Here is a 12,440-nt window from a genome sequence, read left to right on the forward strand (position 1 = left end):
CCCGGCCCCGCCTCTTCGCCCACCCCGGCCCCCACGGACACCACGGTCGCCCCGCCGCCCACGCCGCCTGCCACGTCCGACCCCTGCACCGCGTACCCGTACTACTGCGGCTGGGGCGGAGGGGGTTACGGGGGCGGCGGGCACCACCACCGCTGACTCAGGGGTGGTGCGGTGGCGGTGGCGGGATCGTGCCCAGCGGAGGGGCTGGTTCCGGCCACACCAGCAGCACCGGACAGGGCGCGTGGTCGACGGCGAACCGGACCGCCGGGCCCAGGCTGTGCGGCCCGAGCCGGGAGCGGTCCCCGTCGCGGGCCAGCACCAGCAGATCGGCGCCGGCGCAGGCGGCCACCACCTCCCGCTCGACCCGCCCCGACCGCTCCTCGCGCACACACGGCAGGCCCAGCCGTCCGGCCGCCGCGTCGAGCAACTCGGCCGCCGACCTCCCGCCGAGCGCCTCCAACCGGTCGCCCGGATCCAGCTCCGGGTGCCCGCGTCCGAGCAGTCCCGCGAACGCGCCGTGCGCGAGCCCCGGCACCTCGGTCCCGCTGACGTGCAGCAGGACCACCTCGGCGCCGTCCGGCGCGTGGGCGCGCACGGCGTCCACGCAGGCGGGCCAGGTGCCCTCGACGAGCCAGGCGATCACACGCATCCGGTCGGCCTCCCTCGGCGCACGCACGGAACCCTCAGAGAACCTGTAGCGACCCCCACAGTGCCACCACCGCGGCGGCCAGGGAGAACGGCACGGCGATCAGGCCCAGCCGGGTGAACTCGCCGAGATCCACGCCATGGTCGTGCTGATGCACGATCCGCCGCCACAACAGCGTCGCCAGCGACCCGGCGTAGGTCAGGTTCGGGCCGATGTTCACGCCGAGCAGCACCGCCAGCACCGCGCCCGGACCGGCCGGCGCAGCCAGCGGCAGCAGGACCAGCACCGCGGGCAGATTGTTGATCAGGTTCGCCAGGACGGCGGCCAGCGCGGCGATCCCGAGCAGCGCGGGCAGCGCGGTGCCGCCCGGTACCACCTGCCCGAGGACGTCCGCGAGCCCGTTGTCGACGACCGCCCGCACCACGATGCCCAGCGCCAGCACGAACGCGAGAAACGCGGGCGCGGCGGCCCGTACGACGCTCAGCCCGGTCGCCTGCCGCCGCACCAGCGCCCGCCCGGCCAGCACCAGCGCACCCGCCGCCGCGACCCAGGCCGGCTGCACCCCGAACGCCGAGGCCACCACGAACCCGGCGAGCGTGCAGGCCACGGTGACCAGGGCGAACAGGGGCAGCCGCGGCGCCTCGCCGGGGTCCTGGCCCACCGGTGCCGCCGCCGCGAGGTCACGGGCGAAGAACCACCGGAACACCCCGTACTCGGCGCCGATCGCCACCAGCCACGGCAGCGCCATCAGCGCCGCGAACCGGGTGAAGCTCAGCCCGCTCGCCGCGAATGCCAGCAGGTTCGTCAGATTCGACACCGGCAGCAGCAGCGACGCCGTGTTCGACAGATGCGTACAGGCGTAGATGTGCGGCTTCGGGCGTACGCCGGTCCGCGCGGCCGTGGCGAAGACCACCGGGGTGAGCAGCACGATCGTGGCGTCCAGGCTGAGGACGGCGGTGATGGCGGACGCCAGCGCGAAGACCGCCGTCAGCAGCCGCACCGGCCGGCCCGCCGCCCAGCGGGCCATCCACGCACCGCACGCCTGGAACAGCCCCTCCACGTCGCAGAAGTGGGCGAGCACCAGCACGGCCGCCAGGAAGCCGACCACCGGGCCGAGCCGCTCCGCCTCGGCCCGGGCGTGGTCCAGCGAGATCGCCCCGGTGGCGACCGCGATCCCGGCGGCGGGGACGGCCATGACCGCCTCCGGCCAGCCGAAGGGCCGTACGACGGCGAAGGCGAGCACGGCGACGAGGAGTAGGGCGGACAGCGCTTCGGCGAGCGGGGTGTTCAGGACGGGTCCTTCCGGAAACGATCACACGGTGCCCGCCCATGAAAACAGACGATCCTGAACAGCTCAGGAGGACTGGCTGCCCGCCGCGCCCAGGAAGTCCGCCCAGCCGCCCACCGGGGACTGCCCGGGCACCAGGGTGCGCAACTTGCGCAGCACCGCCTGGTCCTGCGCCTCCAGCCAGTGCACGAGCTGCTTGAACGACACGAAGCGCACGTCGTCGCCGTGGGCGGCCATCTTCCCGATCGCCTCCTCGACGGCGTCCATGTAGATGCCGCCGTTCCAGCGCTCGAAGTGGTTGCCGATGAAGAAGGGGGCGCGGTTGGTCGTATAGGCGCGCTGGAAGCCGGCGACATAGGCGTCGCGGGCTTGGGTGCGCCAGGCGTCGTACTGGGCGCGGTCACCGGTCGGATTGCCGCCGGACTGGTTGAACATCATGTTGTAGTCCATCGAGAGCACCTGGAAGTTGTGCCCCGGAAAGGGGATGGACTGCAGCGGGAAGTCCCAGATCTTTCCGCCCTGCACCTTGCCGGGCCAGATCTGCAGCCCGCCGGGGGAGCTGGCGTCGTACTTCCAGCCGAGCGCGGCCGCGGTGGGCAGCAGATTGGACTGGCCCTCCAGGCAGGGGGTGCGGCCGCCGATCAGCTCCTTGTGGTAGTCGAAGGGCAGCGGGTCGAGGTCCGTGAAGCCGGTGTTGGTCTTCCACTGCGTCACGAAGCCCATGGCCTGGTCGATCTCGCTGCGCCACTCGGCCGGGGACCAGTTGCGCACCCCGGTCGCCCCGCAGAAGTGCCCGTTGAAGTGGGTGCCTATCTCGTGGCCCTCCAGCCAGGCGGAGCGCACTTGCTGGAGCGTGGCGTGGATGTGCCGGTCGGCGAGGTAGCCGATGGCGGAGGCGCCGACCGCGTGCTGCGGCGGGCGGTACAGGTTCTTCTTGGACTCGGGCAGGGCGTAGATGCCGCTGAGGAAGAACGTCATCTTGGCGCCGTGGTCGGCGGCGACCTTGCGGAACCGGGAGAACAGCTGGTTGCTCAGCTCGCCCGCGCCGTCCCAGGAGAACACCACGAACTGCGGGGGCTTCTGGCCCGGCTTCAGCCGGTCCGGCGTCGGCTGGTGCGGCTGGGCGCCGGTGTCGGCGGTGGAGCCGTCGCCGATCGGCTTCGCCGGCCGGGCCTGCGCGGTGCCCTTGCCGTCCGAGTCCGAGCCGCCGACCGAGAGGCCGGTGCCGGAGGAGCACGCGGCCAGCGTGCCCAGGGCGCCCGCCGCCGCGCCCGCCGTCAGCACCCGCCTGCGTGAGATCCCGCTCATCTTGTCCCCGAGTTTCTTCTCGCGGCCCTCTGCGGGGCCTGCTCACCGTGCGATCGACGAGTTCGATTGCGGGAGCCGGAAGAAAGATCGCGGCCTGCGGCGGCTGTTGCCGTCCTGTGACAGTTGTGGCGCGCTCATGACGAACCCCGCTGCCCTGGCCTCGGGCAGCGGGGTTCTCTGGACGGCGTCTGCGCAGGTCAGGGCGCCGAACCGGGGGCGAGCACCGACAGGAAGACGGATGAGGAGTTCCCGCCCACGGGCACCGCGCCGCCCGCCCACGCGACCTTCAGGGAGTCGCGCTCGTCCGGCGGTGTGACCAGCAGCGCGGCCGGGGTGGCCGTCTTGGCGCCGCTGATTCCGGGGTTGGAGAAGGTCAGCCCCGCCCAAGCGCTCTGCCCCGGCTTGAGCGTGATCGTCACCGGGGAGCCCGACTCGCGCTTGGGATCCGGGCCGAGCTGGCCGCCGGAGGCGGTCACGAACGCCGCGCCCGGAAAACCGTGCACGGTGCAGGTGCGGGCTGATTGGTTGGTGAACACGACCGGGAAGTTCTCCTGGCCGGCCCCCGGGTCGTTGCGGCCCACGGAGGCGCGCAGCTCCGAGGTGTGGCAGCGGGAACTCGCGGCGGGGGCCGTGGTCGGACCGCCGCCCTGCGACGCCGAGCCCCGCGGGGCGGGCGACGAGGCGGTGCCGGTGGAGCCGGAGGTGGCGGCGGTCGGCGCGGACGTGGCGGACACCGGGCTCTGGGTGCCGTCCGTCGCGGGCGCGGCCGTACCGGACGAGATGACAGCGGGGGTGCTGTGGTGCGTGTTGCTGTTTCCACAGGCGGTCAGGAGGCCCAGCACGGCGAACGTACCGACGAGCAGGGCCCCGTGCCGCGCGGACCGGGGTGCGTACACCATGTCGCTCAACACTCCTGGATGGTCAGGGCACGCGACAGGACGCGTGCGTGCGGCGCCGAGTGCGCCGTCATCACCTTCCGATGCGCACAGCGCCCGAAAAGTTCGGCACACGCAGGGTTCATTCCCCGCCGTGACCTCCGGCAGGCGTGCCTCAGCCCACGCGCAGCGAACGGAGTATCCCGTCGGTGGCGTCCCCGGCACCCCGCTCGCGCACCTGTACGTACACCTGCGGCTGGCCGGCGCCGTCCGCCGGGGCCAGCGCGGACTCCGTGACCGAACCGCCGTCCGGACAGCCGCTCCAGGCCCGCACCAGTCCGCGGAAGCCGGCGTCGGCGAAGCTGCGGCTGCCCGAGTAGCGGCAGCCGGAGTGCGTGAGGACCTTCACCTTCCCCGTGACGTCGCCGTGCTCGCTCACCCCGACGAACACCCCGTCCACGGCCTTGCCCAGATCGGACCACCGGGTCAGGTCGTCGGCGACCACCAGCCCCGGTTCGTGCCCCTTGGCCAGCCCCAGCACGCTCGGGTCCCAGCCGGAGTCGCGCAGCTCGCGGCCCCAGCCCGCGGGCACCCGCACGACGACCCGTCCGGTCGCGTCCGTCACCTGCGTCCCGTCCGGGGAGCCCCCGCGGTGCAGGACGACGGTCACCGCGACCGCGGCCACCGCGGCGGCGAGGAGCGCGGCCAGCGACAGCGTCACGACGTTCAGCCGGCCGCGCACGCCGTCCAGCCGCCGCGCGCCGGACGCCGTCCCCGCAGGGACCGCCGCCAGCCGGTCCAGCTCCTGCGCGAACACCTGCGCGCCGGGCCAGCGCCGCTCCCGGTCCGGCTCCAGCGCCCGCAGCAGCGCCCGCTCCACGTCCTCGCCGAGGTCCGGCCGCAGCCGCCGGGGTGCCACGACCTTGCCCGGGGAGCCCGGCACGGTCCCGGTGAGCAGCTCGTAACCCACCGCGCCCAGGCTGTAGACGTCGGCCCGCTCGTCGATGCCCTCGCCGGGCTCGGCCTGCTCCGGCGGCTGATAGCCCGCCGAACCCGCGGCCAGGGTGAGCACCGAGGCCTGCGCGAGGCTCTTGGCCAGCCCCAGGTCGGCCAGCAGCACCCGCCGGGTGCCGTCCGGCGCGGTGTGCAGCAGCACGTTGGTCGGCTTGATGTCGCGGTGCACGATGCCCGCCTCGTGCAGCGCGGCGGCGCCGCGCGCGGCCTCCGCGGTCAGCGCCAGCGCGTCCCGCACCGGCAGCGGGCCGTCCGCCAGCAGATCGGCGAGGGTCCCGCCGTCGGCGTACTCCATCACGAAGTACGGCCTGCCGTCCGGGAGTTGACCGATGTCGTAGACCTGTACGAGGCGGCCCGAGCCGGCCCGGCGCAGCAGCCTCGCCTCGGACAGGAAGCGCTCCCTGATGTCGAGCCGGTGCGCCCAGTTCTCCGCGAGGACCTTCACCGCGACGGGGGCCTGGAGCTCTTCGTCGTGCGCGAGCCACACCGTGGCGAAGGCGCCGCTGCCCAGCGGCCGTTCGAGGCGGTAGCGGCCGATCCGCTCCAGGGAGTGCATACGACTATCATGCCTGGCCTGAGATCGACTCGAAGGGGGGCCCGTCCGTGCAGGACCAGTCGCCGATGGAAGACCTCGCCCGGCAGGCCGCGGCGGGCGACAGCACTGCCCTGGACCGGCTGCTGGCCGAGATCCGGCCGGAGGTCCTGAGGCGCTGCGCGCGCTTCCTCCCCTGCCGGGAGGACGCCGAGGAGGCCGCCCAGGACGTGCTGCTCCAGGTGGCCCGGCACATCACCGCGTTCGAGGGCCGCAGCCGCTTCGGCACCTGGCTGTACACCGTGGTCGCCAACTGCTGCCGGCAGAAGTACCGCGAGCTGAAGCGGCGCGCCGCCGAGCAGCCCGCGACCATCGAGCCCGCGTACGCCGTCGACCCGCGCACCACCAGCGTCATCGCCGGCTCCCGGGTGGATCTGCTGGAGGCGCTGGAACGGCTGGAGCGCACGCACCCGCACCTGGTCGCGCCGCTGGTCTACCGCGACATCTGCCAGTTGGAGTACGCCGAGGTCGCCGAGCGCGTCGGCATTCCGCTCGGCACCCTCAAGTCCCGTCTGCACGAGGCCCGCAAGCAGGTACGGCCCTGGCTGGCCGGCGGCTGAGCCGCGCCCCGGCCGGCCGGGACCGTCCGGGGCCCGGCCCGCAGACGGACCGGACGCCGGGAACCGCCGACCCGGCGCGGCGCCAGGGCGTGCGCGGTCGCGCGGGGCGGTGTCGGACACAGGGCTGGCGCGGCGCCAGGGCGTGCGCGACAAGGGCTGCCGCCGCATGCCCCGACCAGCCGCGCGGTGCCGCGGCCGACGGACCGCGCAGCGCGGCACCGCCCCGCGGCGCGGTCACCCGTGGTCCTCCTCCTCGAACAGCGGCAGTTCCGCCCAGATCGTCTTGCCCTCCGGGGTGTGCCGGCTGCCCCAGCGCTGGGTGAGCTGGGCGACCAGCAGCAGACCCCGACCGCCCTCGTCGAAGATCTTGGCCCGGCGCAGGTGCGGGGCGGTGTGGCTGGTGTCGGACACCTCGCAGATCAGCGTGGCCGCGTCGTGGATCAGCCGCAGCCGGATGGGGTGCGAGCCGTACCGGATGGCGTTCGTGACCAGCTCGCTGACCACCAGCTCCGCCGTGAACGCCGCCTCGCTCAGCCCCCAGGTGTCCAACCGCTCCACGACCTGCTTGCGGACCGGCGCCACCAGCGCCGGGTCGGCCGGGATGTCCCAGGTGGCCACCTGGGAGGGGGGCAGGCCCCGGGTGCGGGCGAGCAGCAGCGCCACGTCGTCGGGGGCGCCCCCGGCCGGCAGCAGGGCGTGCAGGACCCTGTCACAGATCGCGTCGAGGGAGTCCGTGTCCGTCTTGAGCGCCTCGTACAGCAGCCGGCGGGCGGCGTCCCCGTCCCGCTCCCCGGACATCACGAGGCCGTCGGTGTACAGGGCGAGGACACTGCCCTCGGGCAGCCCCACCTCGGTGGACTCGAAGGGCAGTCCGCCCAGGCCCAGCGGGGGACCGGCGGGCACGTCCAGCAGACGCGGCCGGTCTCCCGGCCGGCGCAGCACCGGCGGCGGATGCCCGGCGCGGGCCAGGGTGCAGCGCCGTGACACCGGGTCGTAGACCGCGTACAGGCAGGTCGCGCCGACCTCGCCGGGGCTGCCGTCGCCGCCGGACTCCTCCGAGAGCCGCACCACCAGGTCGTCCAGATGGGTGAGCAGTTCGTCCGGGGCGAGGTCGATGTCGGCGAGGGTGCGTACGGCGGTGCGCAGCCGGCCCATGGTGGCCGAGGCCTGCACCCCGTGCCCGACGACGTCCCCGACGACCATCGCGACCCGCATCCCGGACAGCGGGATCACATCGAACCAGTCGCCGCCCACCCCGGCCCGCGCGGCCGGCAGATAGCGGGAGGACGCCTCCAGCGCGGCCGTGCGCGGCAGGGTGCGGGGCAGCAGGCTGCGCTGGAGCGCGAGGGCGGTCTCCCGCTCGCGGGAGTAGCGGCGCGCGTTGTCGACGCAGACGGCGGCGCGGGCGGTGATCTCCTCCGCCAGCAGCACGTCGTCCGCGGTGAACGGGTCCGGGCGCCGGTGCCGGATGAGGACCGCGACCCCGAGGGTGAGCCCGCGCGCCTGGATCGGCACCGACATCGAGGAGTGCATGCCGAACTCCTTCACGCGCCTGCCCCGCGTGGTGTGCCAGGTCAGCCAGTCGTCGATGTCCCCCTCGACCACCGAGGCGACGATCGTGTGGCCCGCGGTCAGCGAGTCGGCCTGCGGGGAGCCGGCCGGGTACTCCTCGGCCTGCCCGGGACGGATCACCGCCTCCGGCACCTGTGGGTGCACCGACTGGTGGGCGATCCGCCGCAGTTGCACCGGCGCCGTGATGCGGGCCGGGGGCTCGCCGCCGTGTGCCTGCGGGTCGAGCAGGTCGATGGTGACGAAGTCGGCGAGTGCGGGCACGCACACGTCCGCCAGCTCCTGGGCCGTCCGGGTGACGTCCAGCGTGCTGCCGATGCGCACGCTCGCCTCGTTCACCAGCTGCAGCCGCTGCCGGGCCCGGTAGTTGTCGGTGATGTCGTGCGCGGCCAGACACACCCCGCGCACCCGGCCCGCGCCGTCCCGGACGGGGGCGATCCGGGCGAGCCAGGCGTGGGCGTGGTCCCCGCGGCCGGTGCGGCTGGAGGCCTGCACGTCGTCCGGCCGGCCGGTGGTCAGCACCCGGAGCATGGCCTGTTCCAGTTCCTCGCTCTGCGGCCTGCCGCCGATCTCCGCGAGCCTGAGACCCCGTACCCGCTCCTCCGGCAGCCCGATGACGTCGGACATGGCGTCGTTCATCCGGCGCAGCCTGAGCGCGCCGTCGAAGACGGCGAGCGCGCACGGTGACTGGATCAGGCCCGCCTCGGCCAGCGGGTCGCCCGCGGCGGGCTGCTCGCCGCCGGTCAGCGGGGTGACCACGAGCCAGTCCCCGGCGCGTCCGTCGCGGGGCGGCCGGCGGTGGGCGAGCACCCAGACCGGGACCGTACGCCCGTCCTGGTGGCGCAATCCGACCGTGCCCGTCCAGCGGGCGTCCCTCGGGACGGACGGGGGGTCGTCCCCGGCCAGCAGCCGGGCGGCGGGGCGGCCCAGGACCGCCTGCGCGGGGTGGCCGAGCAGGCGTCGCGCACCCTCGTTCCACTCCACCAGCGTTCCGTCGTCGTCGATGACGGCCCGGGCCGTCGCCGCCTCGTCGAACGGATAGACCCGGCTCATCGTCGCCGCTCCCAAGCGCACACTCACAGTGAACAGGTGGCACCACTCGCGTTCCAGCGTAGTGCTTCACGCACTCCCGTGAACCGTGACCCCCGCCCGGCCGGCCGGGCGGTCGAACACGGTCAAGGGGGAAATCCGGCCGATGCGTCACCGAGTGCGCACGCGAGCTTCCGGACCCTTGACGATCGTGCATGGCAGACCGTCAGAATCTGTTTGTTCACGATTAGTTGTGAGTACTTCTGGGTCCTGATGAGGGAGAGCCGCCATGACGGTCACGCGACGATCGGTTCTGGTCGCAGCCACGGCAACGCCCGCAGCCGGAGCACTGCTGAGCACGGCGGCGGCCCCGGCCGCCCTCGCCGCCGACGCGTCCGCGGGCGCCGCCGGCCGCCGCACCGTGCCGCTGCGGGACGGCTGGCGCTTCGCGCTGGTCAATCCCGGTGGCATCACGGACCCGACCGGCGCCTACGACCGGGCCGCCGATCCCGGCTACGACGACTCGGCCTGGCGCGCGCTCGCCGTCCCGCACGACTGGAGCATCGAGCAGACCCCCACGACCGACCACGGCACCACCAGCGGCACCGGCTTCCTCCCGGGCGGCCTCGGCTGGTACCGGCTCGCCTTCACCCTCCCGCCGGCGTACACGGGCAAGCGGATCTCGGTGGAGTTCGACGGCGTCTACATGGACTCCCACGTCTACTGCAACGGCACCGAGGCCGGCCGTCACCCCTACGGCTACACCGGCTTCGCCCTCGACCTCACCGGCCTCGTGCACACCGACGGCAGCACGCCGAACGTCCTCGCGGTGAAGGTGCAGAACCGGCTGCCGAGCAGCCGCTGGTACTCGGGCAGCGGCATGTACCGCGAGGCCCGGCTGGTGATCACCGAGCCGGTGCACGTGGCCCGCTGGGGCACCTACGTCACCACCCCGCAGATCTCGGCCGGCAGCGCGCTGGTCCGGGCGGCGACTACGGTGCTGAACGAGTCCGGCACCGGCACGGACGTAACGGTCCTGTCGCGGATCGTCGCACCCGACGGCCGTACGGTCGCCCGCGCCGCCACCACCGTCGCCGCCTCCGAGCAGGCCACCGAGACCCATGAACTGACCGTCCCGGGGCCCAGACTGTGGGACTTCGACACTCCCGGGAACCGGTACACCCTGCACACCGAGCTGCGCGTCGGCGGCCGCACCACCGACACCTGCGTCACGCCCTTCGGTATCCGTGACTACCGCTTCGACCCGGACGAGGGCTTCTCCCTCAACGGCACCCACACCAAGATCAAGGGCGTCGACCTCCACCACGACCAGGGCGCCCTCGGCGCGGCGATCAGCCTCGACGCGGTCCGCAGACAGCTGCGGATCATGAAGTCGATGGGGGTCAACGCCTTCCGCACCTCGCACAACCCGCCCTCCCCGCAGATGATCCAGGCCTGCGAGGAGCTGGGCATCGTGATGATGGTCGAGGCCTTCGACTGCTGGCGGACCGGCAAGACGACGTACGACTACGGCCGGTTCTTCGACGAGTGGTGCGAGAAGGACGCCACCGAGATGGTGCTCGCCGCCCGCAACTCGCCCGCCGTGGTGCTGTGGTCCATCGGCAACGAGATCCCCGACTCCACCTCCACGGCCGGGCTCGCCATGGCCGACCGGATCATCGGCGCGATCAAGGCCGCCGACGACAGCCGCCCGGTCGTCATCGGCTCCAACAAGTACCACGGCGTACCCGCCACCGGCTCCGCCGCCGATCTGATGCTCGCCAAGCTCGACGGCCTCGGCCTGAACTACAACACCGCGAAGTCGGTCGACGCCCTGCACGCCCGGTACCCGCATCTCTTCCTCTTCGAGTCCGAGTCCTCCTCGGAGACCTCGACCCGGGGCGCCTACCAGGAGCCCGAGCACCTCAACACCGGCGAGAACCACACGCCCGGCAGACGGGCGACCTCCTCCTACGACAACAACCTCGCCTCCTGGACGATGAGCGGCGAGTACGGCCACAAGAAGGACCGGGACCGCGTGTGGTTCGCCGGCCAGTTCCTGTGGTCCGGCATCGACTACATCGGCGAGCCCACCCCGTACGACGTCTTCCCGGTCAAGGCGTCCTTCTTCGGCGCCGTCGACACGGCCGGGTTCCCCAAGGACATGTACCACCTGTTCAAGAGCCAGTGGACGACCGAGCCGATGGTCCATCTGCTGCCCATGACCTGGAACCACGAAGACGGTGACACCGTGGAGGTCTGGGCGTACGCCAACGTGCCCTCCGTCGAGCTGTTCCTCAACGGAGAATCCCTCGGCACAAGGGAGTTCGACGTCAAGAGGACCGCCGACGGGCGTGCCTACCTGGAGACCACCGAGGCCACCGGCGACGACAAGACGGTCACCGACGGCCCCTACCCGGGCAGCTACACCAGCCCCAACGGCAGCGCGGGCAAACTGCACCTGTCGTGGAAAGTGCCGTACCGGCCGGGGGAGTTGAAGGCGGTGGCCCGGCGGGACGGCGAGGTGGTCGCCACCGATGTGCTGCGCACGGCCGGCGTCCCGCACGCCGTACGCCTCACCGCCGACCGCGACACCGTTGCCGCGGACGGCCGTTCACTGGTCTTCGTCACCGCCGACATCGTCGACGCGCACGGCGTGCTGGTGCCGGACGCAGAGCACCTCATCACCTTCGACGTCGGCGGCGGCTCCCTCGCCGGGGTCGACAACGGTCGCGAGGAGAGCGCCGAGCGCTACCAGGCGAGCACGCGCACCGCGTTCCACGGCAAGGCCCTCGCCATCGTCCGGTCCGGCACGCAGCCGGGGGAGCTGAAGGTCACGGCGCGTGTGGCCGGGCTGCGCACCGGCACGGTGGGTGTGCGGGCCACCGCGGCGCGCGAGGCGGCTCGCACCCCGGCGGCCGGCTTCGGGCCGGACCATCCGGATCCGGTCGACTATCCGTACGCGGACGCCAGTTACTCCGGGCGCGAGGACACCCCGCCCGCCGCGATGCTGGACGGCGATCCGGCCACCGGCTGGTCCAACGCCTTCACGAAGTCGGCCACCGGGCTGCTGCCCGCCTTCACCGGAGCCCGCGCGACGGACTGGGTGTCCCTCGACGCCGGGCGCACCCGCACCTTCGACCGGGTCGAGGTCTCCTTCACGGTGGACGCCGGTCACACGTTGCCCGCGCGGGTCGAGGTGGCCGTGTGGGACGGCCGCGCCCATGTGCCGGTGACGGGCGCGAAGACGCAGTGGGCCACCGCGTCGGACAGCCCGACGGTGATCACCTTCGACGCGGCACGCGGCGCCCGGCTGCGGCTGACCCTCACCAGCGCCCACCCGGGCGAGGCGAAGGGGGCGGTGCGCATCAGCCGGCTGGAGGTGTAGGTCCTCGCTTCGGCGCACGGCGCTGGCGGCCGGGTCTTCCGGTGCTCGCGCGGCGGAGTCGTACCAGCCCGACACCGGCCCCCGGGTCCGCGTCCACCAGATCGGCGCGCTGCCGGGCCGCGGACACCTGCCTGGCGACGGCCGCGGCCCAGCCGTACGGCATGCCCTACG

The 12,440-nt window shown here is 73.4% G+C and carries 8 protein-coding genes; 2 read left to right on the forward strand and 6 right to left on the reverse strand.

What is annotated here, in order from left to right; translation table 11 throughout:
• Window positions 1-157: 157 nt before the first annotated feature.
• The 5 genes from ADK64_RS18230 to ADK64_RS18250 all read right to left on the reverse strand — a co-directional run bounded on the left by ADK64_RS18230 (window position 158) and on the right by ADK64_RS18250 (window position 5,687).
• The gene (locus tag ADK64_RS18230; RefSeq protein WP_053660221.1) at window positions 158-649 is read right to left on the reverse strand and encodes a universal stress protein; all 492 of its coding nucleotides are present in this window, start codon (window positions 647-649) and stop codon (window positions 158-160) included.
• 34 nt (window positions 650-683) lie between these two features.
• The gene (locus ADK64_RS18235; protein WP_053660223.1) at window positions 684-1,937 is read right to left on the reverse strand and encodes an arsenic transporter; all 1,254 of its coding nucleotides are present in this window, start codon (window positions 1,935-1,937) and stop codon (window positions 684-686) included.
• Between the two features lie 63 nt (window positions 1,938-2,000).
• The gene (locus tag ADK64_RS18240) at window positions 2,001-3,242 is read right to left on the reverse strand and encodes a hypothetical protein (protein WP_199829643.1); all 1,242 of its coding nucleotides are present in this window, start codon (window positions 3,240-3,242) and stop codon (window positions 2,001-2,003) included.
• Between the two features lie 197 nt (window positions 3,243-3,439).
• Complete coding sequence (locus ADK64_RS18245) at window positions 3,440-4,141, reverse strand: DUF4232 domain-containing protein (RefSeq protein WP_053660226.1); 702 nt, start codon at window positions 4,139-4,141, stop codon at window positions 3,440-3,442.
• Window positions 4,142-4,292: 151 nt separating this feature from the next.
• A complete protein-coding gene (locus tag ADK64_RS18250; RefSeq protein ID WP_053660228.1) occupies window positions 4,293-5,687 on the reverse strand; it encodes a serine/threonine-protein kinase in 1,395 nt (464 codons plus the stop codon).
• Between the two features lie 65 nt (window positions 5,688-5,752).
• Here ADK64_RS18250 and ADK64_RS18255 point away from each other — a divergent pair, with 65 nt between their 5' ends.
• Window positions 5,753-6,283: an RNA polymerase sigma factor gene (locus ADK64_RS18255; RefSeq protein ID WP_420712995.1), complete on the forward strand. Its 531-nt coding sequence runs from the start codon at window positions 5,753-5,755 to the stop codon at window positions 6,281-6,283.
• 234 nt (window positions 6,284-6,517) lie between these two features.
• On the opposite strand, the gene ADK64_RS18260 is transcribed toward ADK64_RS18255, so the two are convergent.
• Entirely contained in the window at window positions 6,518-8,905 is a 2,388-nt protein-coding gene (locus tag ADK64_RS18260) for a SpoIIE family protein phosphatase (RefSeq protein WP_053660231.1), read from the reverse strand.
• A 265-nt stretch (window positions 8,906-9,170) separates the two neighbouring features.
• Between ADK64_RS18260 and ADK64_RS18265 the strand changes: the two genes are divergently transcribed.
• Entirely contained in the window at window positions 9,171-12,269 is a 3,099-nt protein-coding gene (locus tag ADK64_RS18265; protein WP_053660232.1) for a glycoside hydrolase family 2 TIM barrel-domain containing protein, read from the forward strand.
• Window positions 12,270-12,440 lie beyond the last annotated feature (171 nt).

The organism is Streptomyces sp. MMG1121 (assembly GCF_001280015.1).
GTDB lineage: Bacteria > Actinomycetota > Actinomycetes > Streptomycetales > Streptomycetaceae > Streptomyces.